Below are 26,838 nucleotides of genomic sequence, written 5' to 3' on the forward strand. Positions count from 1 at the left end.
ATTTATTGATGTTCGGAATATGACGCTTGCCTTGGCCTCTTCCACCCGAGTTTTCGTGCCCAGCCACCAAGCAGGGCGCGACCTTGCTTCAGAAACCGTCGGGCGTGATGTGAAGAAACGCTGGTTAACTGGCGCACTACGTTTCGGGTCAAAACCACTTCGCAGCCTACTGTGACGTCGCCGGACCGCCTCACGCGGCATATGACTCCTCCGCGCCATTCCGGTGTCAGTGCCGCCTTGAGCCCGGGATAGGCTTGCTCCATCACTTTACAAGGGCGTGTTTCACCGCTAATTGTCAAAACAGCGTCCCCAATTGTCAAGTCGTATCCGATCTTATTTCGGAGATCGATGCCATCAACGAAGAGATTGGCGCGCCTGGTCGTCCACGGCAGATCGGCTACGCCAAGCTCCAAGCAGGCCGCTTCCCAGGCATGGCGGGTAATGACGGTAGCCTGTCTCCGCCCAGGTTGCCCTCGAGCGTCGCTGTTCACGCCCGTTTCTACCGTGATTCGGGCGGCCACGGCCTCCTCCATCGGTGCATGACGAACCGGCCGCGTGGCGATACCGAGAAGTAGTCCTTTGTGGCTCATAGACATTTGGGTAACCAGGAGGCTGAGGGAACGCCGCCGCCGCGCAGGCTACCCGTAGTCGCCTGCGGTGGCGTCAGTCCTTGTCAATTGCTCGCCGACTTCTACCTGGCAGAGCCGCTACGGACGATCTAACCGGCCGCGCCGAAGTTGAACTTTGAGGCGATCTCAAGCAGGGTGTTCGACAAGATGTTCGTCGCTTCGACTAAAATGCCGATACGGTCATTCACCCCCAGAATTAGCGTGCCCACGTGGTTGTGCCCGTCATAAAGCTCCCAGCCCGCGACATTGCGCCCGGTGTCGAGGCCGAACGGTCGGATGTATGAGCCGTCGGCGGGGGAAGATGCTTGCGCCAGCGAGAAGGGGTGGTCCTGAGCGCCTTTGGAAAGTTCTGCGGCGTTCATCCCTGACCGCTGTAATAAGTCTGACGCTTGAGCAGGAGTAAGGGACGCCGGGCCAGTGCTTACCGTAGGCTGGTCGCCGGGAGTTCCCGGGGAGATGACCATCCATGATTGGGGTCCCCGGCCCGGTGAAAGCTGCTGCGAAATCTGCGAGAGCAAGGTCGCCGTCGACTGTACTGCTGATTGCGGGGAGAACTGTGGCGAGAACTGTGCCGAGAGCTGTGCTGAAACCTGCGGCGAAGCCTGCGGCGAAAACTGCGGTGAGGCCTGTGGTATTTGAATGGTCTGAAACGCTTGTGCCATTCCCACGACGCCAGACGCTTGGCCGGGAAACGCCGGCGAGACCTGTCCCAGCAACAGGCCATAGTTAGGGCTTGCCTGCACGGACGCCTGACGGAAGGGCAGGCCGAACGAGTTTCCGAAAGGAGACTGACGGAGGCCCCCGCCGGTCAGGAAGTTCTTGTAGAGCTTGGGCTGATTTCCCAAGTCGGCAATGGAGATTAATAGTGTACTTCCGGACGGGCCGCCATAAGCCACAAAGACTTCATTCGTATTCAACTCGCGGTGGGTTAGTAAAGTCGTCGAACGCCGCTCGAAGCCAGGCACGTTGGCAGGAAGAAGCGCCTCCAGCGGAGACGGATTAGGATTAGGTTGTTTCTTATCCTGGCGTTGTGATTGCTCGGGCTTTTTCATTGGATTCCTCCGTTCTTTCTGTGAATAAGGACCACGCGACCCAAGCGATGGTTGCTCAAGTGAGCAGCACTTTAAGGACTTTGAGGCTGAGACTCCGGATGTGAAACGCGACTTGAGTTTCTCGTGCTCCTCTTTTGGTGGACATTCCAGACCTCCAATGCGAGGTGTGAGATTTTTAACAGTCTGTTTGCAGGCTGACCTCCACAGTGTGCAGTACTAATTGCAAAATGTCAACGAGAAGTGTAACCCGATCAGGGCGGTTGCGAAGTCGACTCAGCGACGCAGAATGAGCTTCAGTGCCTCTTCGAGCCTGGGCTTGGAGCGTCTCCAACACTTCTCCCAGGCGGTTGCAGAGATGCGTCGTGAAGGCATCGGAAGGGCGCGGCTCACCAGAGAGAACCCCGCACGGGCCGATCCTCGCGGCGCAACCGGCGGACATGCGTGATCCATCCGACACGCCCTGGCGGCTACCCAGGTGCGACTTCATCAACGTTCATGTCGGCGAGTTCTCGGACCCGCTTCGCCGCCTGCACCAGCGACTGCGACGCGACTGATGTCGACGGCTGCCGCCGCAGCTGCCCCCTGGCCTGCTGCAAACGCGGAGCGATGAACAGCGCGAGGCTCGACGGGCTCGTGCTCGTCGTCATCGCCTCCATGATGTCGACATTCAGGAGGTCGTAGATACACGAGACGGCTTCGGCCAACGCCAGCGAATCGCCGCCGAGGTCGCCGAAGAAATCATCTCCGGGCCGCACCATCTCGATACCAAGCACGCGCCGATACACTTCGCACACAAGGTCGGTGATCGCCTCGTTCAACACGGTTTGTCCTTCCTTATTGTGAAGGGGTGGGCGGCATGACTCACAATCCCTTGGACTACCTTGCCCCCCGCTTCGATCAACATTGTCTCCGCAACGAGGAGACCGGTCTCGTCCCGGTACAGGATGGTACAGCCGCCGACGGTCTCCAGCACCCCTTCCAGCGTGAACTTCAGATGAGGTCTGACCTCCGCGAGCGGTGCCCAATACTCGCGCAGCTGCTCGATGCCGCGGACCGTTCCCCGCGTGTGCGGAAGCCGGGCCGCCGCCCGCGGCGAAGTGAACACGACGTCCGCCGCGTAATGACTCAAAATCCTGTCGAGATCATGGCTGTTCCAAGCCGCGATCCATTCCTCAGCGAACTCCATCATCGGTTTCGTCACGGAACCATCACCTCGGTTGGCATGCAGGCTTGAAATCGCGGGTGGCGCCACTCGGCCACAAGCTCCAGTGCTCCGCCCAGGAACTTCGCCTTGCACGTCAACCGCTGGATCTTCCCGCTGGAAGTCTTCGGCAGAGTTCTTCTCTTGATGAGGCCTAACGCCATCGGCATGACGTCGCACTCGTCAGCGACCGCCTGCCTCATCGCGGCGAACACCTCCGCGCGTTCCTGGTGGTCGACCGGCGACCTCTCGTCGACTTCGAAGACGACGGCGATCTCCTCAGTGCCATCGACCGGGATGCCGAATGCGGCGCCGCAGCCGCGTCGAAGCCGCGGATGCGCGAGCTCGACCACGCGTTCGATGTCGTGCGGGTACAGATTCCGCCCCCGAACGATGATCATGTCCTTGATCCGCCCGGTCGGGTACAACACCCCGCCGGACATGAAACCGAGATCCCCGGTTCGCAGGTACCGCTCCGCCGAGCCTTCCAGTGTGAATCCGAACTGTTCGTCTCCACCGCCCTTCCAGTACCCGCCCGCGACACTCGGGCCGGCCAGCCAGATCTCGCCAACCACACCGGGTCGCGTCCGCGTGTGGGTCACCGGGTTGACGATTGCCACCTGCTGGGCGTCGACCGGTTCGCCGCACCCCACGATCACGGTGGAGCGCGCGCTTTCCGCCGACGCCCCCTGCTCCGCCGGTCCTGCCGGAACGATTCGACCAGCCTCCAGATCGCCGGCCATCACGCGCATAGCGATTGGGAGCTCGTCCTTTGCGGAGTTCCGGCGCCGCATCGTTACCAGCAGCGTCGCTTCGGCGAGTCCGTACGCTGGGACGAACGCGCCCGGATTGAACCCGGATTCACGGAACATCGCGGCGAAACTGGCAAGCGTCGACCAGCGGACCGGCTCACCAGAGTTGATCGCGAGCACCCAGGAACTGAGGTCAAGGGACCGGCGCTGCTTCTCTGTGACTTTGCGCATGCACAACTCGTAACCGAAGTTGGGGCTCCCGCTGAACGTCGCCGGCTGCTCCGAGATCAGCTTGAGCCAGCGATACGGGTTCGTCGTGAAGGCCTCGGGTGCCATGAGCACCGACGTGATGCCGATCTCCAACGGCAGCAGGATTCCGCCAACGAGGCCGCCGTCGTGAAACATCGGCATCCAATTCACGAAGACCCACGAGTCATCGGCATCGGGAATGCTGCGGTGCACCCGCTGCACCTGCGCGAGCGCTTCCGAGTGCCGCACCATCACGCCTTTCGGCAGGCTGGTCGAGCCTGAGGTGTATTGGATGATGGCCAGGTCGGCAGCGGTCGGGCGAGCCGGCGGCGACAGCGAGCCCGATAAAGCGATCTCGTTGGTCGCCAACCAGCCGTGCCGCGGCGCCCACAATGACGCGATCAGATCTATCAACGGCCGAGTCGAGAGTCCGACCGTGGCCTGCGCGTCTTCCGTGATCGCCTTCAACCGCAGTATCGCACGCTCCGGCCGGCCAAGCGGAGGCATCGCCGGCACCGCCGCAACGCCGGCGATGAGGCAGCCGAAGAACGCGACGACGAAGTCGAGCCCCGTCGGATAGACGAGGACGGCCTGGCGAGGCGGTGGATCGAGTCTGAGCAACCGACCTGCGACGGCGCGCGCATGTTCGAGTACTTGCGCGTAGCTCAGCTCGCCATCGTCCTGCTCGCCGTGCGGGCCGAGCATTCCGTCGGCCGAGAACCGGTAGGCGACCTGATCCGGCCGGGTCGTGGCACGGTATTCCAGCAGATCGACAATCGTTTTCATGGAGCCGATCCGGCAGCGGCAAGGTCTCCGCGCAGGCGAGCCGGGTGAAATGGTGACCAGTAGAGCTGCCGCCAGTAGCTCTCGGCGATCTCGACCCACAAGCGCAGGTGCTCCGGCGAGTCAAAAAACTTCCGCGCACTCACGAGCAGCCAACTAAGCACCGCCTGACTGTCACGACACCCAGCGCATTGGCCTGAGGTGCAGCAGAACTCGACGGTCTGGAGATCGGCCGCCCAAGCGTTGAAGCCGGGTAGCGTCGGGTTCCCGTTGCGGCGCCGAATGGCGTGCCCGGGATGAGCGATGCTGATGCTCGGGCAGACGTCGTATGAGAACGAGTCCCAGTGGGACTTCCCGGTGATCATGGTCGAGATGTAGTACGGGTGGCTGGTAACCGTGTCCGGATACAGCTCGCGCACGCGGAGCGCCTCGTCGAGCAGGGCGTGCCCTCGGTCCAGCCTGATCGGATCGTGCGTGCCATACGCGCTGTAGAAGTTGAAGGTCACGAGGTTGCCGTTATCCGCGATTCTTGCCACGGTCGGCTCGATATGTTTGATGCCTGATTCCGTCAAGGCGAAGATGAAGATCGTCCTCGGGTCGCCACGGTAATTTCCGAGCGCCTGCTCAAAGAGTCCGGAGAAGGACTTGCCATTCGGGCGGATGCCGCGAAGCTCGTCGTCCAGCGATCCGCCGCCGAACAGCGTCACGGCAACGGTTACATTCTCGAAGCCCTCGCGAGGAAGGGGGCGCAGGCCGTTGGTGGAAATATTGACGTACGTCATCTCCTCGACATACACCGACACCCGGTTGGGGACCAGCGTCGGCTCGCCGCCGATCAGGAGGGCGCTGTTGACCCCTCGTTCCCGCTCGCGTTGGACAAAGCTGCGTAAAGCCGCCAGGTCCCCGACCTCAGAGGTCGCCTTGTCGAAGTCGTTTACGAAGAACCAGCAGCCTTTGCAGCGCAGGTTGCAGGCGTTGGTGAGGTGGTACTCTGACGCCTGCACCGTATGGCTGAAGCTTCGCACGCGCTCGAAGCGGAGTGCCAGGTCAGGGTCCGCCTTCAACCACTCGCGCAAGCGAGGCTGCCGGGCGCCGTCAGTGGTTCCCATTCGACCTCTCTCTCCGGCTCGAAGATGGAACCGTCAGGCCCATGGCAGCGAGCTTCGGCACGATCCTCTCTACGTACTTGTTTCTCGCCTCCCGGTTCGTCCGCTGCCGCAATCCCCAGTGGACGTAATCCTCTGACCGGGACGAGTCGGACTTGCCAAAGAGACTCAAGACCAGGGGCCACAGCGCATCAATCGCCGCCTGAACCTCCACGCGGCCTTCTTCGGACTGAACGAACGCGCGGACGATGCGCTTACCGTGGGCGATGTGAATAAGCTCGTCGCGGATAATCGTTTCGAACGAGCTCGCCCAAGGCACGTAGCTGCTTTGCGCCATTTCCTTGATGTGGTCGAGCACCGCGTCCTCTCCGAGAAACGAGAACACGCCGCGCTGAGCCCAACTGGTGATGCGATGAATTGCCGGGCTCGCGTACAGGCTGCGGTCCTCCAGGCGTTGGGCGACCATGTACTCAGTGTCGACGCCGAGCTCGCGGAGGACGGCCGCCCCGATCAAGTAGTGGTCGTATTCCTCGGCAGCCCGCTCGCAGCAGATCTTTCGCTCGAACACGTTGGGTGCCAGCGGCAGGAATACCTGAAGGTAGTCGTCGGCGCCAGACAGCTCGCCCTCGGTGTGGGCAAGCATCTGGTGATGGAGTAACTCTTGATACACAGTTGGCATCTTTGCCAGATCCGCTGGCGACTCGACGCGTATCGCGGAGCTTGTGATAGAGGGCACGTTGACTCCTCTCTCGAGACCTGTGTCTCGACGGAAACCGCTAGACCGCGCTCAAACCGACTCCCTTATCCGAAAAGGAAACGGGGACACCATCTAAACCAAGCTCTGGTATCGCGGGGAACGGGACACCGTACTCCTGGCTCACCGCGCGGATGTCGACCATCGAGTCACGCATGACGCCGAAACGCTGCTCCGCGTCAAGAGACCCCAGACCGGCGGCCCTCGCGATCCCGGACAGCGACGCGTCCAATTCCCAATAGCCCGCGGGGAACTTCCATGGCCGCACGATTCCCTGGTGCCATCCGGGGATCATGGAGGTGAACTCGAAGCCTGCGCGGATTTGCCGAGTGCCGGCCGCGGCGAGTTTCGGGTCCTCCCACAGCGGCCCGAGAGATTTGAACAGGAGCCGCATGAATGCGAGGTGCCGCGCCTCATCGTGCGCCACCAGCCGAAATGCGTCGCGTACCAGCGTATTGCTCGAGTTTTCGGCCCGTTTGTGGAAGACGGCAACTCCGACCCGCTCTCCCAAAAGGAAGGAAAATGTGGCCACCGGCAGCGGCTCTTGCCGGAATGCGACGTCGTAGCCGTCGTACAGTTGCCCCAGGTTCCACTCCAGCCAGCCGAGGGCTCGACGCGCTGCCTTCGCCAAGGGCGACAGCGTGGTCGGGTCCTCCGTCATGAGCGGGAAGGCCCGCTGGGAGAGCCTGGTGAACAGCTCCTCGTGTCGCCCCTCATCAGCGATGAGGGAGGTCAGCATGAACTTGGTCGCGAGCCCGCTCTCATGACGCTCGCTCACGCGCAGCAACATGCGGGCGAACAATGCCGGTCCGAGGTTTTCAAGGATGCGCCAACGGCCCATCTCGTAGCCGAGCGCGATCCGCTCGTCAGGGGAATAGTCCGCCATGTCGTAGCTCGCCCACGGCAGATCCTCAATGTGCCATTGATCGGTTTTGGCCCGCTGGAAGACCCTGTTAATGCTCTCGACATCGACCTGCCAGTCGACGGGGAAGAGATTCACCCGTTGGGACGGTGGGGCCGCGAAGCCTTCCAGCGTATCGATCTCCGCATTGATGTTTACTGACAAGGAGGCCCCCGATCTGACGCGATTCGTCCGATGTATAGATAGAGACACGCCTGTTTCGTCGCCCCCGTCGGATCGCGACGCCATCACGCGAGGGGATTCAGAACAGGATGTCGGCTTCTTGGTGCCTACCTATTTGCCGGAGTCGAAAGCCCCGGTAGTCTCCGCCACCGCAGCTTCGGCGACCCTCAAGGAGGCTTGCAGCGCCTTCAGTGAGGCGGAGACGGCATTGAGGGACGCCGAGACCGCTGACCGCGCTTCGCCGGTCACCCCCTTGCTTGCGGCACGAAGAGACGAGTTCACTTCACGCAACCGTTCCATGCGCTCACTGCTGAGCGTCAGCACCTGTCGCATCGAGGCGGCCATCTTGCCGCCCGCGTGCACGAGCTCCTTCAGTTGTTCTTCGCTTAGATCCCTCGTGAATTTGTCCTCTTGTTTAGGCATGATGCCCTCCTCTCGTTGGCTGGCGCCATAATGCCAGACTTATTGATCGAAGTCAATTACTTTTGCCGTCTGCGGTAATCAGTCAGTTACGTGATTGGGATTACCAGGGGCCGTAATAAGATGTTAGTGATATGAACAACACCCCCTCTTTACTAACCCCTGCACTGCAAGCCTACTTGATCGCGCTGATTTATCGCAACACGCGTACCAATTGTTTGTCATTAGCCGCCCTTTGCTCTTGGGTATGGCACTATGTGGCGCGCAAGCAAGGACACGGTTTGCTGGTGGCGCTGGAGCGGGTGTTGCGCGGCAAGCCGCTGCCCTTCGCCTCCTCCTGAATAGTTACAAAATCCGTGTTATACTGGCTCCCATAAGGAAGAGCAAATCATGGTTTAATGCTTGCGCAGTATACCGGTCCCATAACCGAGCTGCGTCATAGTCTTCCTCGATCATATGCGCCAGAGCAAGCGCATCCGTTTTACTCGTCATTCGGATTCGCTTAAGTGTTTCGACCCTGTGGCGAAGGTAATAGTCTTCATCAAGCTCTTGGCTTTCATCCGCCAAGTGTCTGACATAGGGCACAGTCGTAAGAATTTGAGCGACTTCCTCCTACAGAAACTGGTCGACACATTTTTCAAGCTCTTCACGATTCAGCATGATTTCCTCCGTACATTCTATATGCTGTGCTTTACAACCCAGCCAAGAATGCAAGTAAAGCGTCACGCTCCTCTGGTAAGAGCAGACGGAAGCGCTGCCTTGCTGCCGACGCCTCGCCACCATGAGCGAGGATCGCCTCGGCAATGGTGCGAGCACGTCCGTCGTGGAGCAGCCGCGGACGCGTGCCTAAGCCCCAAAGCGGGGTGGTCCGCCAGTCACGTCCACCCGCGCGGTTCTGGACTACCTTGTCGTCGAGTTCAGGGCCGAGGTCATGCAGCAGGAGGTCGGAAAAGAGAGAGATGCGGCGGTTCCCCAGTGACAAGCTCTGCGTATGACAGGCAGCGCAGCCTATCGTGCTGAATAGCGCCGACCCCTGCGGCGACGTAGCTCGCGCGGCGGGCGGCGGCAGCGCTGCGACGAAGGATGTGACCGCATCCACCATACTCCCATCATCTTCGATGCCAGTACCCTCACCGGGGCAGCGGTGCCGGCTCGGTTGACCGACGGAGGTAATGTCGACCGGAGCCAGCGGACTCGTAATCCCGAGTTCGTTGCGAAAAGCGTTGGCAACCGTCTGCCTGAGCGTGACGGTATCGGCCTTCCAGCCGAAGCGCCCGATCCGCTCCCGTCCGTCGGCAGTCTTTATCCAGTGGGGATGTCCGTGAACGCCGTTACCGCGCGGTATTGCCCCCGCAGCAATCTCCTTATCCGGGATCGCGTCAATGAGTCCAGCGCCGTGGAGGTCGGGGGCATTGCGCACGGAGGTCAGGTTGGCACCTGCCGGAATCCCCGGTGCGAGACCACAAGGGGTGCCCTCTTCGGCCACTGAGTGGACGCGAGCTATCGGCCCACCGCGACCGATCATCGGGTCGAAGCCTGCTGGCGTCTGTCGGCCGACCCGTATAGCAATGCCGAGACCGTCCGGCCCCATACCGCCTGGGGTCGGTCCGGCGTGACAGCCGATGCATGAGGTTTGATTGAAGAGCGGACCCAGCCCTTGCCGGGGTGTGAACTTGGTAGTAAACAGAGCAGCACCGCGAGCCGTTAGGTTGACCTGACCGTTCGAAGGAGTGCGGTCGCCGAGGGTCTGTGAAACAATCGTAGGTGCAGCGGACACGGCTAGCACGATGAGCGTGACGACCAACATGGTTCGCGGTCGTTGATCCTGCGCCATGTGCATCGCCATACCTCACTCGCTCTAAACCGGAATGCGGAGGCTTGGTACACTCGACATTGAGAATCTGCCCTGTTTATCAGCCTTCTCGCATCATTGAGTGTACCAACTTCGTGATTTCTGGTTTAGAGCAGTTTTCAAATGGATGTAGCGCAATCTAACAGATTGCGCTACAAGGCAAACGCAATTGAAATCCGATCTAGAAAATGCCGGCCCCACCGAAAGCCGGCAGTTCGATTATCGCACCCTCGGGATAGCCGGGGAGTTTTCCGCTCACAGTAACCCAGATGCGGCTAGCATCGGGCGAGATAGCGATGCCGTTCAGGCGATTCGCACTGAGTGGGCCGATGCCGGGTAGTACTACTCTGCGAACTGCGACCACAGTCCCATTCTGCTTGAGCCGGACGATTGTGCCGTTGCCTCGATTCGCTACGTAGAGGTCAGCACCTCCGGCGATGGTCGTATTGCTAGAGAAGAGGGAGCTACCCACCTCTGCCACTGCCGGAGCGATATCCACGGGCACGTCAAGCGCGGCATTGCTCAGGCGACGCGTGCTCTCCACACGAAACGTCTTGCTGTCGGCACGTAGCGAGAGTGCAACGATGGAGTTGCCAGCCGGATCCGTCACATAGAGGATTGCATTGGGTATCCAGTTGAACGCCATGCCAGCCCGAGACACCTGCGCGTCAGTGTTGAGTGGCGTGATGGTGCCAACGGGGGCCAGCCCATCGACGCCCTGCTCGACGTGAACTTGCACCAAGCTCCCATCTGCTTGGAGCCCGGCAAACACGGCACGCCCACTGCCATCGGGTGACTTGCCGAGCAACGCGGTCGCCAGTGTCCCGGCCGTCATTGATCCTTGGACCAGTTGCGGCACACGATTGGTGAGCGTGCCGGTGAAGACCCCTCCGGCCACCTTGCTGGGCGCACCATCTAGTGGGCGGCCGTCCGGGTCAAGGACCGAATGAATGCCCGCTCCTTTGTAGCTTAAAGGCATGCCGGTGACCCAGACCCTTCCGAAGGCGTTGTTGAGCGAGATGCCCGTCGGGTTGGCCGTCGCTGGGAATTCTGCGGTGACCGCGCCGGGGTTATAGACTCGGTTGAGGAAGACTGGGCTGTTCGCAGTAAAGAGCATCACGCGCCGGTCGAGAGTACTGGCTTGACCGCCAGCGTTCGCGAAGGTTGGCGGTATAATAATCGGTGCGCTGCCTCGCGGATCAATTGAGATGACCGCTCCCGGTGGCTGCCCATTTTGTGCAAACGGGGCACCGAAATTTGAGGTGCTGGTGACGAGAATCCGCTCAGGGTCGAGGATTGCGCCGGGCTGAGTGAACGCACGCAAGGTCAGCTTGTCGTGAATGGGGCCGCCGGGGTGGAACGTGCCCACTGCGCTTACTGCGCCTGCGCCGGGAATGCCGACAGCCACGATGCGACCAATCAGAACCGGGATGGCAGGGTCCGCCGCTTTGGTCGTAGGAATGCACAGCAGGGTCAGCAAGACGAGAACCATTAAAAGGATCATCACGACTGGGCAGGAGCATCGACGAGCGGCAAGGCCGCCGACCCTGGGAACGACTTCCCGAAGCCGGTCACGCGTAACGGCAAGCTCTGGGTAGAGCAGGAAGTCGAGGATTACATCGAGCGGCTGATCGCGGCCCGCGACCAGCAGCAGGCGCGCGTCCACTCTATCTTGCGCGAAGCAGGTTAAAGTTTGATCTTGCCGGCGAGCATCTCATCTCGGCACGCTATCGAGTGAGTCAACTCCGGCTCCTTAGCACTACTTGAATAGACGATGCTCAGTCCATTGCACGAATTCCTGGTGTTGCCGCCAGTCGTTCAAGTGCCCGGCCATTGCTATTATTGCGTTACAGGCGAGCATCTCTAGATCGATAATATCCCGCATAGATATCGCGGTTTTACCGGCATGGACGACCTCACTTCGCAGCCCGTATAAGTCTTTCATTCGTTCGGAAATCTTTAATCTTTGTTCAAGGTCATCTGACAGTAGGAAGGCGAGCCTCTTAGCTAACCTGTCGCCGATGTCCGTGTGTTTCTCTGCGTCCGTTGTGAGCAATCGCTCCAGGGCCACTGACATGGTGAGAATCTTTTCGGGCGGATCATCGGCGACGGCTCCGCGCCCTAGCCAGCGAATCGAGGTGATTACTATTTTTTCGAGCTGGCTTTGTGAATGAGTCGGCTTTGCCAGTGCAGCACTCAGAATGTCGAAAGCACAATGGGTTTTCAAATGCTCAAGCCGATCATTATTGAGCGAGTACGGAACAAGCAGCCCGACTTTCTTGATATTGAAAGAGAATTCCTGATCATCCTTTAGGACGTCGGTGAAGAGGAAGCATGGCCGTGGAGCACTGACAACCGAACCTCGAAGGCCAACCAGCGGCCTTGTGTCTCGGGCGAAGAGCAAGTGTGTATACATTCTTAGTAGATTTAATGAAGCGTCCACTTCTGAGTCGATCAACTCAGGTGATCGGGATGCCTCGCTTTCTACAACCACCTCTGCACAGGTTGGCGCCATGCTGAATAAGGGCACTATGTTTGTATTAATGCTTTGTATAATGCCCGCTTTTTCCTCGTCTGAATTAGACGTGATATTTACGTATTCACTTATCTTTTCTCGGAAGGAAGCTTCGAAATGGGAGAAAGAACGAAACGTTACTTTTCCCACGACCAATTCGGGCAGCCCCTCTAAGACAAAATTATCTACTGGCACAAGCCCATGCCATGGCTTCACTGAGGACCTGAGCGCCTTAAGCGAATTTCGTATCGCAGAATCCAGCTCACTATCAGCGGCGTTGGGCTGGCTTCGGAACGTGCGTAGAAGTTCTTCGATGCTTTTCTCTATCGCCGGTTTACCGACTTGAGAACCAATAACCGCGTCTTTGTTGATCTCTTCTATGTAGCGCTCGAATGCTATACATCCCCATTGACCAAATAAAACGCAGGCCCAAGGTTCCCCGCGGGATCTGCTCGCATTTCAAGCGGCGGCATGCCTTCTGCGCTGATGCGCATATAGCTCTCATCACCAGAAAAGATGCGCGTGAGTTGATATTGATCGGCCTGCATTTCTTCTGGTGATGGAACGTGAGCGAGCATCTCTTTGAATAGCTCTTGCAGAACCTTTTTTGAAAGGTTTGCCATGATTCATTTGCCTTTCAATGTGTCCATAAAAGTATGGGCTGCTTGTGCAGCAGCCCTAACCCATTGATTCTGAAGTAGCGGCGAGTGGACTTGAACCACTGACCTTGGGGTTATGAATCCTACAACCCTCATACCTACTAGATTCGATGGCCTTTGATAATCTTCGATTTAACCGACTGTTTAGACAGCTTTGACTTGTCCTGTTTTGTGCTTTTTCGATGGGGTTTGTTAAAGAAGTGGCGGAAATGTGGCGGAAATAGTTCAGGAGTGAGCTAACAATATACTATTGCTCTCTACACTTGCTACAGGCGACGATTTGCGCTTTGTGCAGGGTTGGCTTGGTCACAGTAACATTTAAAACTCCGCCATCTATACTTCGATTGTCTCAGCCACCAGGAACCAAAAGTCACGAAGTCATTTTATGGACTTACCCAAGAAATAGTTGTCTCCTGTCCATTAATCATCTTCGAAATTCAGTTTACTTGTCCCCGTTTGCTGATAGCGTAATCTATTAAGCGTTCATTGCTATCAAAATAAAACACTATCCTGATATTGTATGTACCAGAAATCCCGTTGTTCTCGACCTTGAGAATAGCCGCAACTAAATAGCCTGATATATCTGCCTTTACATTTTTCGGCAGATCATCAGGTGAGGGTGGCGGACCGCTGTGATAATCGTCATGCACAATTTTGAGATCATCGATTTTGAGAGACTCAATAAATTCTGTGACTTTGGCCCGAGTAGATCCAAGTGGAAGATTTTGCTTAACCATTTTTTCGGTTTCTTGGGGAGTGATTCGAGGTGCTTGTGAGCTCCAACAGGCGATAGTAGAAATAAGGAGCACCCAAGTAGTGCCATTAACTAATCTATTAAGTTGATACTGCCTATCCCCATTTCTCATCGTTCTTCTTATCTCAGTAAAAAGTGTGCCATCCGGGGATTACATATTCCAAATCGTATTCCAGTGTGTCAGGATTAAATGGTGGATGCAAGAGACCTATTAATTGCGCATCACTAAAATCCTCAATCAATCCTGCATCTCTAAGAGCTTTAGCTGCAAAAGAATTACTATTTGGCCCATACCAATGATACGCTACATTGGCGGAGCGGGTATACTGAACGGTCTGCCTAAATTTCTCGTCCCAGTAATCACAGCCTTTAGAGGATTCAACTGTAAGCTGATTATACTGACTTGGATCAGTCTGGTAATCATCACCTACACTAGGGCCATAATCATCCGGCCCCCAGGCATTTAGATGGTTGTTGTCTGGTCCACCTGAGAAATGATGAGTTGTTCCTGATTTATTTACCGTTAGTATGTATGCATGTTTTTTACCAAGCAAGGTTCCTAAATCCATGAATTGAATGGGCCTAAAACGTAGTAGGATGGAGCAATTAAAAAGATCACCTCCTGATGGCTCCACAGCCCTAGGTATAGAAATTCGTCCGCCACATTCAATTCTCGTTGGATCCAACTCAAACCCATCAAGAAAATAGGAAGGGCCCAAAGGATCGCACGGATCGGCATCGCCAGTGGCAGTTGTCTGTGGCGTTCCACCCGGACCTGGCAGAAAAGGGTCACCATCCAGCCCATTCGGGTCTTTCATGTTGATCGGATCGTTTCTCGTATAATCAAATCGGTTCCAACTTTGTGGGAGTTCTTTCTTCCCGCTTGCAAGGAGGGGATCCACTGATAAAAAACGTCCTACATTCACGCTCTCAAAACGATTGACCGCGTAATCATTGCTGCTCTCTGAATCCCGCTCATAGCTAGTGAAGTGCTGCTTCTGCTGCGTGCCACTCTCAGCCCAGTCCTCCCCGAACGGCAGGTGTGCCTGCCGCCCCACGACATTGCCGCTCGTGTCCAGCGTCAGCCGCACACTTAAGCGGTCGCTCAGGTAGTACTGCGGGGTGTAGGTGTGACTCGTTCCCACGTGTGACCACCGGTAGCTTGCCATCTGCCGAGCCCCCGTATAGAGATAGTCCACCTTCGCCGACCGCAACCCATAAGGCGGATCGCCAAAGTTGCCATAGGCTGTTGTCCCATCATGTTCGGCCAAGCATTGATTTCCCTGCCACACATAATGCGTCCAACTGCTGCCGATGATCTTGCAAACCCGATGGTTCTGCGCATCATAGCGATACTGAGCCGCGCCACTGTCCACGCTCAAAAGGCGGTTCTTGCCGTCATAGGTATAGCTGTGTGTCCCATCATTGGTGACGTTGCCGTTAGCATCGTAGGTGTAATTCACTGTGCTGGTGGTGGTCACACTGGCGATCTGATTGGTTGGGGCTCCGCCGCTCTGTTGCAAGCTGATGCTTTGAATCTGATTACCGCCGCTGGTGGCGTCCCACACGCCAGTGCGGTTGCTCCAGCGATCATAGACGAAGCGCCGTTGCGCGCTCGTGCCATTGCTCGTCTGATTGCCGGTCACTAGTCGGCCATAGTTGTCGTAGGTGTAGGCGGCGTTTTCGGTCGTGCCATTGATGGTGCTCGGGTTGTTATTGGCATCCGGAACGATGCCCATCAACTGCCCGGCATTGCCGGCTAGGCTGCCCACGCCCATCTGCCCGGCGGCGGCGCTGTAGGTGTAGGTCAGATTCATGCGATTCGTGTATGGCGAGGTCGTTCCCGCCTTCTGCGAGGTCAGCTGCAAACGCGCTGCATCATAGCCGAACTGCTCGGTGACGCCGTTTCCAAGTGTGTCACTGGTCACCTGCCCGGCAACGTTGTAGCTGATGCTGCTCACACCGCTCCTCGCATTCAGTCTTCCATAGTTGTCGTAGCTGTAACTGACCTGTGTGCCGGATGGGTAGGTCAGCGTCAGCGGCTGACTCGCCCCATTATACGTGTAACTGAAGCTATAAGTTTTTCTCAGGTCGTAGACACTACCGGCAATAAACTTAGTCACCGACGACACCCGTTTGAAGAAGTCATAGCTATAGGTTTCCGTGTAGTTATTCGCCTGGTTCACTTGGTTGAGTGTGCCATCATTATTATACGAAATCATCACCCAATCGGTGGCCGCGACGCCGGGTGCGTTGCTGGTGTCGTAGCTCGTGTAGGTCAGCCGGTGCAGCGCGTCATAGCTGTAAGTGGTCACAACGCCCCTGGCATCCTGACGACTGGCCACAGCAAAGTCGTTGTAGGTGTACTTACAAGTCCAATAGCTACCGCTGCCATCATTGATCGTTGCCGATTGTTCGGGGATGCGTTCATAGAGCAGCCGACCCATCGCGTCATACTTGAACGCACGGAGCTGGTTGCCCTGATTGACCTGGGTGAGATTACCCAAATAGTCATAGGTGTAATTGGTCGCCTGGGTCAAATTGCCTGCCGAGTCCTGTTCATTGACCGCCACCAGCCGGCCCAAGCCGTCTGTGACGCGCAGCATCTTGCGGCTGACCTGATCGGTCACCGTCACTGTGTTGGCGCTGTAGGCGGTCTGGATGCGGCTGCGTTGTCCCGAAGGGTGGTCGTCGGGCAAATCTACTTCAACAACCCTTGACAGCGCGTCATAGACATTCGTTGTCCAAAAAGCCGGCGAGCCGCCCGCCGTGAACGGGTTGCTGACGCTCGCCACCCGTCCCATGTTGTCATAGATGGTGTTCACCTGCGACTGCGCCGGGTTGATGGTTTGAATGATGCGGCCCCAGCCGTCCAGCGTCTTCGTGCTGGTCAAGGTCTTCTGTGTGCCGTTATCGTCGTAGGTCATGCTGTCGGTGATCGTCAAACTGCCGTCGCCATAACTAACCGTAGGACTTGGCAGCGTGTGATTGTTGCTGTCACTGATCGCAGCTGTCACTGCCCTCCCTGCTGCATCATAACTCGGAGTGGTAATCAGGCCGGCCGGGTTGGTCGTGCCAGTCACCCGGCTGGTGTTGAAGTCGTACTGGGTGGAGGTCGTCAACTGCGGCCCGCCACTCGGCCCTTTCGTGATCGATTCCGGCAAGGCCCAGAAATTATTCTGCGTGGTGCTAACCGTCTCTTGGTTACAACAACTCAACTGTTCCTGCGTCATATTGCCAAAGATGTCGATCTTGCGCAGCCAGGTATAGCTGAGATTATTGGAGATGTCGTACCACACGGTTCTCCCTGTCACATTGCCCCGCGTCATGTAGGTCGTATCATACCAAGAATAATGGCCAGGCGGTGGTGGCGGCAGTTGCCCGGTGTTCGGATCGCGGTGATCATCCATGCCCCCCATTGCAGCATAATTATCATAAGTATATGTCGTCTTGGCGATCAGCACATCATTGGCATCATTGGCATCAAGCTGCGCGTCATACACATCGGTTTCCGTCAGCAGACCCACCGCTCCTGATATGGCCGTGTAGACGTTGTGCGTGCGCCGCCTGACCAGCCACTGGCCATTTGTTTGATAGCCGTAATCGCGCTTGTTCAGGATGTTGCCAGACGCGTCATAGTCAAACCCGACGAGTGCCGGCTGGCTGGTTTCGTCATAGTCGAAGACATACTGCACCTGCGGCGAGCCTCCCGGATCGTTGGCATAGGAGAAGGTCGTCGTGTGCATGGGGAAGCCGTCGGATCGCTGCGGCTGTATGTAATATAGCAGCCCGCCGTAGCTCGGCGTCGAGGGACCGTAGCGCGAGACGGTGTAATAGGTGCCGTCGGGTTGCTGGACGATGAAGACCGTATAGCCAGAGCCTTCCCAGCGGCTGTAGTTATAGATGCTAGTCAGCGCGTTGACGGCGCTCTCGGTACGTTGCGTGAAAGCTGGCACGTCCGTTAGCGGCCCCGAAGTCGGATAGTTGAACGAGACGTTGTTGCTTTCGACACCGTCGAGGGCATAACTGGTCATCTGCCGCCGGCCCGACACGCTCGTGACGACGCCGTAAGGTGAGTAGCTCAACATATAGCCGTTGCCGGTTGCTGGGTAATAGATGTGCCTGAGCGTGGTGATGCTGCTACCGGGGCCGCACTCAATAGTCAAGCCGCTGAACGTGCCGCTGGTGGTCACCGTCTGGTAGTCGAATTGCACAAGGGTCTGTGTTACCGGGTTCTGGCTCGTGCCGCCGAAACCTGGTGCGGTGATGGAAGTCAAGCGGTAGTTGCTATCGTAGTTGAATTGAACCTTTCGCCCCATCGTGTCGGTGACATAATCAAGCGCCATCGGCGCGAACACGTCACAATACTCTTCTGTGCCGACCTGCACACATTCGGGCTTATAGGCAATCGTGATGTAATTGCCGTTGCGGTCAAGAATCTGCGTCGGCAGGATGCGGTTGTTGACCACCGGCATGTAGACCGACATGCCATCAGCATAACCCACGGTTCCGCCTACCGAGGCATTGCCAGTGAAAGAGATGTGCGAGCCATCGTTGGTCGTGTAGCTACCGGTCTGACTGTAATAGCCGGAGCCGAGATAGTGGCGCGTCCCGTCCGGGTCTATCAGCAAATACTTGCAGGTGGCAGAATAGCCAGTCCCTTGCACGCCGTAGGGTACGACCCTGCCGAAGCCGAGTGAAAAACCTGGCCCCGGCCATCCATTGATTGCGTTAAAGTCAAGATTATTGCCGTGCCGCGACCAGACTCTGCTGTTGTAATACAGCGTCACGTTGGCACCAATGCCGCGCCCGCCAAGCGAGTAGATAGGCGCGGCAAAGCAGAAGTTCGAGCCTTCCGGCATCACCGTGCCGACGCGAGTCGACTCCGTAGCGCGGTTGCGCGGGTTGCCGACGAGGTTACGCGGATCATTCCACAGTTCATCATAGCCGAAGTCGCCGCTCGCCGGGCAACCGCCACCTCCTCCACCTATAATAATCTGTGCTTGCGCCGTGGGCGTGAGTTTGTCAAGCCATGAAGAGAATAGATGGTCAGGCGAGTTGGTTACGCTAGAGCCAATGACCGTCCCCGCGGCGCTGAGGCTGTGCTGATCCCGGCGCCAGTCCTCGTCAGACTGAATGGGGCGAGCACCGGGGCGCACCAGCACGGGGATGGTGGCTTGCGTTGTACCGGCATGACAGATGATGTGCGCCAGTCCGGGTTGCAGGAAATGTGCGCGGCCTGCCTCATCAATCTGTACTTTGTCGGAATCGGATAGCCAATCTAAGCGCACGCCTTGAATGGTGTCGCCATTGGCATTGAGCGGCAAAGCAGAAAAGCTGACGGTCTGTCCTTGATAGCCGACGAATTTCTGTGGGGTAATTTGAATGTGCGAGACGGCAGCAAGGCGGTCGGCGGGGGTTTCCTGGCGCGGGGGGGTGGCCGCACGGCGGAAGAGGCGTTTGAAGTAGCGGACGGCTATGGGTATCGGCTCGACGGAATCTTTGACGACCTTGACCGCAACGTCGGTGGCGGCACGGACGGCATAGCCGGCGTCGGGAATGATTAACGATCCAAAGATCAGCACCAGGCAGAGCGCACGTCGCCGCCAGCCACGAGCGGTTATGTGAGACAACTTGAATGAAGGACGAGATGAAAGCAACAAGCGACGTAAACGCATGGGGAGGCTCCTAGCAGCAGGATGCACGGATGCTCTGCTTGGCACTACGAAAGTTTCTAGTGATGAATCTAAGCGGCACGGCACGGGTCAACTGCTCGTCGGTCGCAGATGCGTATTGCGAAAACTACCGAATAACAGCTGGGAAGCGAATTTCTACTGCAACACGCTTATATATTTACGATAATCTATGGATGGGTCCATTGAGAAGAATTCCAAGATATTATCGTAGTTTTGCTCACGGGTAACAGAAACGGCTGCAATCATATTTCGCATTAAATTCAATGTCAAGAAAATTCTTTTATGACGGTAATTACCCAATCTCGGAAGAATCACAGCAAACGTTTTCTATGTTGTGAAACGTAAAGGCATTACGAGGAAAGTTAGCAATTGCATAAACTTGACCTGTACCTGCGCGGAGGCCTATCACCGAGTCATACGCAAAGGTATGGAGGTATTAACCACCCGCCCCTCAATTTGTAGTTTTGCCAAATTGTAGGATCAGTCGTTTGAGATCATTAAAGGAAGCTGTATTCTGCCGGCAGCAAGTAAGCAATGGAGTAAACACTACTTCCGTTATGACCCTGGCCCGCTGCCTTTCCACTGGATGATTGCCAATGGACATACCAGGATAATCTTTAGCAACCTGCTCTATTGAGCGGCTGTATTCACCGGGATCTTTGCCGAGCGCCGCCAGGGTGAGCGCTGCGACCGCATCACACTCCAATTCGAGCTTCGCCAACTCTTGCTTCAGTACAAGTGGCTGGCTTGGTGTACCCGCAGCTATAGAGGGTTGCTCATAGAGGTTGCGGAACAGCACCGACCGTGAGGCCAGCAGCTCGTGGCCGATTTCATGAGCTACGAGGCCCAGCAATTCATCATCACTTGAGGCCTGGCCAGCGTCCCCGTCGTAAAGAGCACTACGACGCCAGAATCAGACATCACTAAAGGCATTGGATGCTGAATGACAATCAGCTCGTATGCATCCGTGCGGTTGTACAGGTCGAGGACCGGCTTAACGACTTGGCGCAGAGCAGCAATGAGGTCAGAATCATTAAGGCGTAGCTTGATTAGCTCGCTTGGTAGGTTTTTGAGGATCGATTCTCTGAATGGTTTATTTATGATAGGAGCCGATAGGCTCCTACGAAATGACAGAACGCTTTTCTGCGGATCGCTGCTGCGGTAAATAGCAATGACTCTAGAAACATCCTGGTCCGTCAATTCAATGCGGGCTTCTGATCCCTTGTGGAAGGCGGCCAAGCCCGACATGAATGCGAAAAGGAGTGTCGCGCCAGCGCTGGCGAGATGACGACCGAAGTTGTTTTTTGCTATCTTCATTCGGCCAAGGCGTCTTTGGATGCCTGCTAACATCAATGTCTAGCCCAGTGCTAAAGCAGCCATGATTGCTGCCGCGCGGGAGCCAGTTGATCTTCTCCCGGCGAATCACTGCTGCAAGTCACATCTAAATACAATCGTATTTGGTCGAACTATAATAAATACGATTGTATTTAACTGCAAGTGGGCTAGGTTGACGATTGCCCCATCAGGAGGGAGATACTTCTGATGAGGCAACCAAAACAAAAGCCCACGAGGTTAGCGGAAAAACTGCTCCAGATTCGCCTGTCGCTTGGGCTATCGCAGAATGAGTTAATCCGAGCGCTTGGCTTTGAAGGAGAGCTGATCCAGGCCCATATATCAGCTTACGAACGGCAGCATGAGAACCGAGTGCCGCCGCTTGGGGTTGTTCTAGAATATGCTCGGCTCGCAGGAGTGGCCATGGAAATGCTCGTAGCCGATGATCTCGATCTGCCTGAGGATCTCCCAGCCGGTCACAGAAAGCAATCCACTAGAAGAAGTTGAAAGCAACACTTAGAAATGCCCGTCTATTCTTCAATAGGTTTTCCACATCCCTACGACAATACTCATCATTTGACAAAGGCCCACGATATGTTAAATTGAAAGTGTGCCTATAGAATTAACTATTACAACTCTATGAGCAACAAACGAACCCACATTGTTATCCCTGAGCGGCTGGCTGAAGAGATCGATACGCTCGTTGGCAAGCGCTCCCGCTCCAGCTTCCTGACCGAGGCAGCCTGGAAAGAAGTTCGCCGCTTGCGGATGCTGAATGCGCTTGAACAAGCCAGCGGCTCCTGGAAAGACAAAGACCACCCTGAGCTGAAAGGTGGCGCGGCCAAGTACGTCGAAAAGATGCGCAAAGAAGACGAGAAGCGCTTTGAGCGGGTAACTAAACGTTAGCCTATGACCACCTACCTATTGGACACGAGCGTCATCATTGATGTCTTGAATGGCAAGCGAGATCGAGAGATGCTGCTCAAAGGCTTGCTCTCCCAAGGTGATCTCCTGGCCTGTTGTGCAGTGAACGTCAGTGAGATATATGCCGGGATGCGCCCCAAAGAAGAGACCAAAACCGAAGCTTTATTGCAGAGCCTGGACTACTACGAGATCAACTGGGAAGTGGCCAAGCGAGCTGGTCTGCTTAAACGCGACTACTCCAAGAAAGGCCAGACGCTGTCGCTTACGGATACGACTATCGCGGCTGTGGCTTTGGAGTATAATCTGATGCTAATCACCGACAACGTGAAGCACTACCCGATGCCGCAACTGAAGCTCTATCCCCTTCCCTAAAATGAGGAGGGAGCGCAATCCACTACCTCCGCTGCCCTTGATCATTACCTACCAATCATAAGTGCTCCGCTTACCCTTTCTATCAACTGATAAGCGACGATCAACTTTCTGATCGCTTTATCATTAATCAATTAAGCTACACCTATGAACCAGCCGCAAGAAATATCTTTAAGCGAATGGGCAGAGATTATCCAGGTGCCAGAGGTACGAGAATCCTGGGGATTAAACGATGAGTCTCCTGAAGAGTTTGCTTCAAACGTATACGGAGTAAAGTTCGACTTTGTCAGCGGCAGCCCCGGCTACATTGGCGACCTTTACATTCTCCAAGGTGACGTTTTAACCGGAAAGGTGCCTCTCATTCTCGGTAGATACGATGGAAAGCTGCAACCAGTATATGATGATCAAATAAGCTAACCAATAACCGGTAGAGAAGGCGTTTCCATTCAACCTTCCGAGCTATCCAGCAGTAAATTTGGAGATCACTCCGAATTGCTGGTCCTCACCTTACCAATAACTACGCGTCTATGGACCATGAATACTTCATTAACTTCACACCTGAGAATCTCAAGCTCTATGCTGCCTACATCCGTCATATGGTCAACGAGCAAGACAGCAAAGAGAGCGACGAGGACATCATCCGTGCCTACAGCGGTGATACCTACCTGAAGGTTCTCTGGGAAGACGAATACAACCTCGTGGTCATCAGCGTTGACAGCGGCATCGAAGTGATTAACTGCCTCAAAAAGGCAGATATCACACGATCCCAAACCGTTGAACTCTAGCCCGGCAAGCACTCAGGTACAGTCTCAAATTCCCCTACCGCCATGAGCTGGCCCAAGAAAAGAACCAGGGCCGGTATTGTCTCAGCCGAGGTCAAGAATTAACGACCTAGCTATGAGCGCCAAGCTCATAGAGATACTCTACGTACGAACGGGTCGCCCCATCAATGCCTTGCACCTTTGGGTTGGCCGACTCAACCACATAGTACTCATCCGGCGCATGCGCACCGCCTCCATGACCTAGGCCAAATGCCCCGCCGGCAGTCGCAACGGAGCACCGGTGAAGACTTGCACGGAGGAAGAATTTGGTTTCAATCCCACATTGGTTCGATTCAACGGTCGCAGCCGTGGTACTCTATGAGCGTCGCCATCACCGTTTCAATCCCACATTGGTTCGATTCAACGTCTATAGCCGGGCGCTAACCGCCATGCGCGAGATTGGTTTCAATCCCACATTGGTTCGATTCAACGTGCCGATGGCGTATTCGAGGACTTCTTCGTTGACCGTGTTTCAATCCCACATTGGTTCGATTCAACGAAGGCGGTGGGCTCAACTTAGAATCTCTCGAAAAGAGTTTCAATCCCACATTGGTTCGATTCAACGTCGTTTTCAGCGTCTCAGCAAAATCCGCAGTCAATTGTTTCAATCCCACATTGGTTCGATTCAACGGACAAGAGCGGCGGAAGTTGCCGCTGGCCTGAAATCGTTTCAATCCCACATTGGTTCGATTCAACGCAGGGCGGAATCTTTGTCGGGCAAGAGGCTGTAGACGGTTTCAATCCCACATTGGTTCGATTCAACGGCGGGCGGCGTCGTTGTACTGATGCCCATTGATAGGTTTCAATCCCACATTGGTTCGATTCAACGACCGCCCCATGACACCTGGCTCCGGGGGCTTATCAAGTTTCAATCCCACATTGGTTCGATTCAACGCGCAGCGTGCGGAAAACATCGACAGGTTTCAGAAGAGTTTCAATCCCACATTGGTTCGATTCAACGCTGCTGCGGACTACGGATGCGAGGTTATTAATAGCGTTTCAATCCCACATTGGTTCGATTCAACGGCCGAAGCGGTCATCTTGTCGATTTCGACCTGGGTTGGTTTCAATCCCACATTGGTTCGATTCAACGTTGAGCGTGCCCGCGTCAATATCCCAGAGCATCATGGTTTCAATCCCACATTGGTTCGATTCAACGCAAGTCATTAGCGCGCTCGGCTATACGCCTGAAGATTGTTTCAATCCCACATTGGTTCGATTCAACGCTTTTAAGGTGACACCATGCTAACAGCTCTGGCCATGTTTCAATCCCACATTGGTTCGATTCAACGAAGAAGAGTGTGCGCGAGGCCGAGCGGGTCGGCCTCAGTTTCAATCCCACATTGGTTCGATTCAACGTTTGCAAAGACCGGGTCTTCGAGAAGCTGGTCGCGCGTTTCAATCCCACATTGGTTCGATTCAACGGCGCTGCTCGACCCCGAACTCAACGTCAGCGGCATCCGTTTCAATCCCACATTGGTTCGATTCAACGGCACCTCGGAAACCACTTCGATGCGCAGGATTTCGCGTTTCAATCCCACATTGGTTCGATTCAACGACGTTCCGCCGCCCGCGGGCGGCTACTCGGCCATGCGTTTCAATCCCACATTGGTTCGATTCAACGCGTATAAAGCTGGCGTCCGCACCCTCAGAATCGAAGTTTCAATCCCACATTGGTTCGATTCAACGGGATTCTCACAGCGCCGTCAGCTCCGGGTGGGCTTGTTTCAATCCCACATTGGTTCGATTCAACGGAGTGCTTTTCAACTTTCCAGAGGGTTGCGAGCTGCGTTTCAATCCCACATTGGTTCGATTCAACGTTTTAGGCGATGACGCTGAGGTTATCGCGCAGCCGACGTTTCAATCCCACATTGGTTCGATTCAACGGGGTGCTATACCGACTGCCGGAGCTTCTTGAAGCTCGTTTCAATCCCACATTGGTTCGATTCAACGGTGCGATTGTCGAGACGCGCCAGGGCGAACGGGTGAGTTTCAATCCCACATTGGTTCGATTCAACGCCAGGACAATCGGCCAGCCATCCGCCAGTACCCCGAGTTTCAATCCCACATTGGTTCGATTCAACGTTCGCCAATTGGCACGTCGTCTGCCCAGACTGCATGGTTTCAATCCCACATTGGTTCGATTCAACGGACGCCTTCTTACTGCTCTTCGCCGGACTCGCCTTGGTTTCAATCCCACATTGGTTCGATTCAACGCGCGACGGCGCGGCGGAAGGCACTGTCGAGCAGATCAGTTTCAATCCCACATTGGTTCGATTCAACGCAGAATTGGCCTCTGGCGAGCCGGGCGGCTGAGTGCGTTTCAATCCCACATTGGTTCGATTCAACGACTCGACGGCGCTCTCGGCGTGTTGCTTCAGGTCGTGTTTCAATCCCACATTGGTTCGATTCAACGTTCCCTGCTTCGCAGATCGTCAGCAGCGACGCCATCGTTTCAATCCCACATTGGTTCGATTCAACGCTTGTCACTCGTTACTCATCGCGTTTATTCGACCTGGTTTCAATCCCACATTGGTTCGATTCAACGCGCGGCCACGGCCCGGCAAACGAGCGGCAATACCGGCGTTTCAATCCCACATTGGTTCGATTCAACGGCGCCACTCTTCTTCGTCGTTGATTAGGTCGATAAGGTTTCAATCCCACATTGGTTCGATTCAACGGGCGGTGGCCGGCGTCGAAATTGTCGTCCTCAACAAGTTTCAATCCCACATTGGTTCGATTCAACGCAGCGCGAATACGACAGCCGCGACGTAGTGCTGACGCGTTTCAATCCCACATTGGTTCGATTCAACGGCGCAAGAACAAAGCCATGCTCGACGCCTACCTGATCGTTTCAATCCCACATTGGTTCGATTCAACGTTGGCACCGTCGTTGAAATTGACATCAACGTAGCCGAGTTTCAATCCCACATTGGTTCGATTCAACGTTAGCCTGCTGGCCTATCGTCGCCTGATATGTCGCAAGTTTCAATCCCACATTGGTTCGATTCAACGGGGGAACGAATAGCCACGCTCAAACAGCATCAACTCGAGTTTCAATCCCACATTGGTTCGATTCAACGCCTTTCTTGCGGTCGTACCATTTGCCTTTGAACAGGGTTTCAATCCCACATTGGTTCGATTCAACGGATGCGGATGGACAAGGCGCAGCGCGACCAGTTCATGAGTTTCAATCCCACATTGGTTCGATTCAACGCTGAAAGCGCCGTGAGCGGGCTGGCGGGCAAGCCCTTGTTTCAATCCCACATTGGTTCGATTCAACGACACTCGAAACACGAAACAGGCGACGCGGCGGATATGTTTCAATCCCACATTGGTTCGATTCAACGCCCGCCTGCCCCGGCCTACGTCAAAAAACGGTGGCAGTTTCAATCCCACATTGGTTCGATTCAACGCTGTCTTTTTCTTCTTTCGTCGCGGTAATCGAGTAGGTTTCAATCCCACATTGGTTCGATTCAACGCCACCACGGGTTTCTCTTCTGGTTCAGGGAAAGCGTGTTTCAATCCCACATTGGTTCGATTCAACGTCGACGCGCGTGATCGGCACGAAGCCGCCGGTGATGGTTTCAATCCCACATTGGTTCGATTCAACGTCGGCGTCGCGCGCCGTGTAGCCGGCGGCGAAATGGCGTTTCAATCCCACATTGGTTCGATTCAACGCCCCGCCGCCGACGACATCCTCATCCCCACGAGGACGTTTCAATCCCACATTGGTTCGATTCAACGCGGTCGCCATGACGGTGGCCACGGTCTCGCTCCTGCGTTTCAATCCCACATTGGTTCGATTCAACGATTGTCCGGTGAACCAGGAAGGCAGGGAGGAGTGGAGTTTCAATCCCACATTGGTTCGATTCAACGGACGTAG

Annotated in this window: 22 protein-coding genes and 1 CRISPR repeat array (1 of these 23 only partly in view); of the genes, 5 read left to right on the top strand and 17 right to left on the bottom strand. The window is 55.9% G+C overall.

The features are described from left to right. Positions 1-2 precede the first annotated feature (2 nt). The 9 genes from VJ464_14770 to VJ464_14810 all read right to left on the bottom strand — a co-directional run bounded on the left by VJ464_14770 (position 3) and on the right by VJ464_14810 (position 8,033). On the bottom strand, positions 3-596 hold the full coding sequence (locus VJ464_14770) for an MOSC domain-containing protein (protein ID HKQ06395.1): 594 nt from the start codon (positions 594-596) through the stop codon (positions 3-5). 122 nt (positions 597-718) lie between these two features. Further along, entirely contained in the window at positions 719-1,681 is a 963-nt protein-coding gene (locus VJ464_14775) for a hypothetical protein (protein ID HKQ06396.1), read from the bottom strand. Positions 1,682-2,148: 467 nt separating this feature from the next. Beyond that, on the bottom strand, positions 2,149-2,499 hold the full coding sequence (locus tag VJ464_14780) for a phosphopantetheine-binding protein (protein ID HKQ06397.1): 351 nt from the start codon (positions 2,497-2,499) through the stop codon (positions 2,149-2,151). Beyond that, positions 2,496-2,882: a nuclear transport factor 2 family protein gene (locus tag VJ464_14785; protein HKQ06398.1), complete on the bottom strand. Its 387-nt coding sequence runs from the start codon at positions 2,880-2,882 to the stop codon at positions 2,496-2,498. The genes VJ464_14780 and VJ464_14785 overlap by 4 nt, the downstream gene beginning before the upstream one ends. After that, positions 2,879-4,669 carry a fatty acyl-AMP ligase gene (locus VJ464_14790; GenBank protein ID HKQ06399.1) on the bottom strand — a complete coding sequence of 597 codons (1,791 nt, stop codon included), beginning with the start codon at positions 4,667-4,669 and terminating at the stop codon, positions 2,879-2,881. Before VJ464_14790 ends, VJ464_14785 begins: the two co-directional genes overlap by 4 nt. Then, on the bottom strand, positions 4,666-5,775 hold the full coding sequence (locus VJ464_14795) for a radical SAM protein (GenBank protein HKQ06400.1): 1,110 nt from the start codon (positions 5,773-5,775) through the stop codon (positions 4,666-4,668). The genes VJ464_14790 and VJ464_14795 overlap by 4 nt, the downstream gene beginning before the upstream one ends. Further along, the gene (locus tag VJ464_14800; GenBank protein HKQ06401.1) at positions 5,762-6,451 is read right to left on the bottom strand and encodes a Phenylacetic acid catabolic protein; all 690 of its coding nucleotides are present in this window, start codon (positions 6,449-6,451) and stop codon (positions 5,762-5,764) included. Before VJ464_14800 ends, VJ464_14795 begins: the two co-directional genes overlap by 14 nt. 97 nt (positions 6,452-6,548) lie before the next feature. Then, positions 6,549-7,592 (bottom strand): ferritin-like domain-containing protein, encoded by a 1,044-nt coding sequence (locus VJ464_14805; GenBank protein HKQ06402.1) that lies wholly within the window; start codon positions 7,590-7,592, stop codon positions 6,549-6,551. A gap of 129 nt (positions 7,593-7,721) precedes the next feature. Then, positions 7,722-8,033 carry a hypothetical protein gene (locus tag VJ464_14810; protein ID HKQ06403.1) on the bottom strand — a complete coding sequence of 104 codons (312 nt, stop codon included), beginning with the start codon at positions 8,031-8,033 and terminating at the stop codon, positions 7,722-7,724. Between the two features lie 131 nt (positions 8,034-8,164). Between VJ464_14810 and VJ464_14815 the strand changes: the two genes are divergently transcribed. Further along, the gene (locus VJ464_14815; protein HKQ06404.1) at positions 8,165-8,371 is read left to right on the top strand and encodes a hypothetical protein; all 207 of its coding nucleotides are present in this window, start codon (positions 8,165-8,167) and stop codon (positions 8,369-8,371) included. A gap of 350 nt (positions 8,372-8,721) precedes the next feature. Here VJ464_14815 and VJ464_14820 read toward each other — a convergent pair whose 3' ends face one another. The 8 genes from VJ464_14820 to VJ464_14855 form a co-directional block, all read right to left on the bottom strand. Beyond that, the gene (locus VJ464_14820; GenBank protein HKQ06405.1) at positions 8,722-9,876 is read right to left on the bottom strand and encodes a di-heme oxidoredictase family protein; all 1,155 of its coding nucleotides are present in this window, start codon (positions 9,874-9,876) and stop codon (positions 8,722-8,724) included. Between the two features lie 187 nt (positions 9,877-10,063). Beyond that, the gene (locus VJ464_14825; protein HKQ06406.1) at positions 10,064-11,548 is read right to left on the bottom strand and encodes a hypothetical protein; all 1,485 of its coding nucleotides are present in this window, start codon (positions 11,546-11,548) and stop codon (positions 10,064-10,066) included. Between the two features lie 93 nt (positions 11,549-11,641). Then, positions 11,642-12,592: a hypothetical protein gene (locus tag VJ464_14830; protein ID HKQ06407.1), complete on the bottom strand. Its 951-nt coding sequence runs from the start codon at positions 12,590-12,592 to the stop codon at positions 11,642-11,644. Between the two features lie 200 nt (positions 12,593-12,792). Next, positions 12,793-13,020 (bottom strand): hypothetical protein, encoded by a 228-nt coding sequence (locus tag VJ464_14835; GenBank protein HKQ06408.1) that lies wholly within the window; start codon positions 13,018-13,020, stop codon positions 12,793-12,795. Positions 13,021-13,493: 473 nt separating this feature from the next. Beyond that, on the bottom strand, positions 13,494-13,922 hold the full coding sequence (locus VJ464_14840; GenBank protein ID HKQ06409.1) for a hypothetical protein: 429 nt from the start codon (positions 13,920-13,922) through the stop codon (positions 13,494-13,496). A 13-nt stretch (positions 13,923-13,935) separates the two neighbouring features. Then, positions 13,936-19,488: an RHS repeat-associated core domain-containing protein gene (locus VJ464_14845; protein ID HKQ06410.1), complete on the bottom strand. Its 5,553-nt coding sequence runs from the start codon at positions 19,486-19,488 to the stop codon at positions 13,936-13,938. A gap of 469 nt (positions 19,489-19,957) precedes the next feature. Next, positions 19,958-20,359 carry a hypothetical protein gene (locus VJ464_14850; protein ID HKQ06411.1) on the bottom strand — a complete coding sequence of 134 codons (402 nt, stop codon included), beginning with the start codon at positions 20,357-20,359 and terminating at the stop codon, positions 19,958-19,960. Further along, a complete protein-coding gene (locus VJ464_14855; GenBank protein ID HKQ06412.1) occupies positions 20,344-20,823 on the bottom strand; it encodes a hypothetical protein in 480 nt (159 codons plus the stop codon). Before VJ464_14855 ends, VJ464_14850 begins: the two co-directional genes overlap by 16 nt. A 654-nt stretch (positions 20,824-21,477) precedes the next feature. On the opposite strand from VJ464_14855, the gene VJ464_14860 reads away from it, so the two are divergent. The 4 genes from VJ464_14860 (at position 21,478) to VJ464_14875 (ending at position 22,916) form a co-directional block, all read left to right on the top strand. Continuing rightward, positions 21,478-21,744 carry a hypothetical protein gene (locus tag VJ464_14860; protein ID HKQ06413.1) on the top strand — a complete coding sequence of 89 codons (267 nt, stop codon included), beginning with the start codon at positions 21,478-21,480 and terminating at the stop codon, positions 21,742-21,744. A gap of 3 nt (positions 21,745-21,747) precedes the next feature. Further along, on the top strand, positions 21,748-22,134 hold the full coding sequence (locus tag VJ464_14865; GenBank protein HKQ06414.1) for a type II toxin-antitoxin system VapC family toxin: 387 nt from the start codon (positions 21,748-21,750) through the stop codon (positions 22,132-22,134). Positions 22,135-22,278: 144 nt separating this feature from the next. After that, complete coding sequence (locus VJ464_14870; protein ID HKQ06415.1) at positions 22,279-22,548, top strand: hypothetical protein; 270 nt, start codon at positions 22,279-22,281, stop codon at positions 22,546-22,548. A gap of 110 nt (positions 22,549-22,658) precedes the next feature. Beyond that, positions 22,659-22,916 (top strand): hypothetical protein, encoded by a 258-nt coding sequence (locus tag VJ464_14875; GenBank protein ID HKQ06416.1) that lies wholly within the window; start codon positions 22,659-22,661, stop codon positions 22,914-22,916. A gap of 305 nt (positions 22,917-23,221) precedes the next feature. Next, positions 23,222-26,838: a CRISPR direct-repeat array (repeat unit 30 nt; unit sequence GTTTCAATCCCACATTGGTTCGATTCAACG) (it continues 5,939 nt past the right edge of the window).

The organism is Blastocatellia bacterium (assembly GCA_035275065.1).
Lineage (GTDB): Bacteria > Acidobacteriota > Blastocatellia > UBA7656 > UBA7656 > DATENM01.